We start from the raw sequence: 1,527 nt of genomic DNA on the forward strand, positions 1-1,527 counted from the left end.
AAAAAATAGTAACGGTTATTGGTATGTTGGTATTATTTTTACAAACAGGTTTGTTAACCCAGGCACAAGAAGTGCAGAAAGGAACAGAAAACGATTTATCTATTGAAAAGCAAGTAGATCAAATTATGGACAAATATATCGGTAAAGAAATTCCTGGTGCTTCAATCGGAATCGTCAAAGATGGCAAAGTCATCTTAACCAAAGGCTATGGTGTCTCAGATATTGAGAAGAAAACACCAGTGACTGGAGACAAAACAGTTTTTGAAATGGGGTCCGTTACGAAGCTGTTTACTTGGAGTATGCTAATGAAACTGGCGGAAGAAGGAAAAGTTGAACTAGATGCAGATATTCAAAACTACTTGCCAGAAGGAACCTTGAATTTAGCTTTTGATAAAAAAATAACCATTTTAGATTTGATGCATCATACAGCAGGCTTTGAAGAGAAACTTGAGGGAATGTCTTTAGAAAACAGAGATCAATTGAAGCCGTTAAAAGAAACAATTACAAAGAAAAGTCAACCAAAACAAGTCTATGAACCTGGAACAGTCACAGCTTATTCAAACTATGGTGCTGCATTAGCAGGTTATATTATTGAACAAGTAACAGGTCAAGATTATCTAGTGTATATGAACCAGGCCATACAAGAACAACTTCAAATGAATCAATCAACTTTTTCCATGGTTTATGATGACCATCCTTCAATCAAAGATCATAAAAGTTTAGGTTATAATTTTGAAGCTTCAAAATTTGAAAAAGTAAATGAAAATTATAGCCTCATGAATGATTTTCCCGCAGGATCATTACATTCTACAGCAACAGATATGACTCATTTCTTATTGATGCTATTAGATGATGCAGGAAATACACCTTACAAGTTTTTTGCCCAATCAGAAACTTTAAAACAACTGAAAACACAATCTTATAGTATGATACCAGAAACTGAAGGAAATGCTCATGGTTTTTGGGAAAAAGAAGTGAATGGTAAACATACCCTTGAACATGGTGGAAATTTAGTAGGCTTCAGTGCACAGTTAAGTTTGGTACCAAAAGAAGGTCTGGGCTATGTATTATTAACAAATATTACGGGTGAAGCAACTGGAATACGTGATGAATTAGAAACACTTTTATATGGCTATACACCCACTGCTGGCGTACCACTTGAACAAAGCCCAACAGATCAAAAAGTAACCGGACAATATCGAACTTCAAGAAACATATATTCAACGATGGCTAAATTATATTATATTATCAACGCTGATAAAGTCGATATTACGATAACGGAAAATAAAGAAGGTGGAATTAATGTAAAAGGGCCAGGTGGAAAAGAGGCTACAACATATGTTGAAGTCAAACCAGGCGTTTATCAAAAAGTACAAAAGGAAGAAAATGATACTAGTCGACAATATATATACGTTGTATTCAATGAAAAAGGTGAAGTCCTCAGAATTAATTTTGGGCCAACCGATTTTCTCCCGGTAACTTCTATTCTAGAAACACAACTATTTAACTTTATTGCTTTTGGCGTTT

General features: G+C 34.6%; 1 protein-coding gene. It reads left to right on the plus strand.

Annotation, left to right across the window (positions count from 1 at the left end):
* A partial coding sequence (locus RV15_RS18325; protein ID WP_071879423.1) for a serine hydrolase domain-containing protein occupies positions 1-1,527 on the plus strand: 1,527 nt, incomplete at both ends.

Origin of the sequence: Enterococcus silesiacus (assembly GCF_001886225.1) — a bacterium.
In the GTDB taxonomy this organism is placed as follows: domain Bacteria; phylum Bacillota; class Bacilli; order Lactobacillales; family Enterococcaceae; genus Enterococcus_L; species Enterococcus_L silesiacus.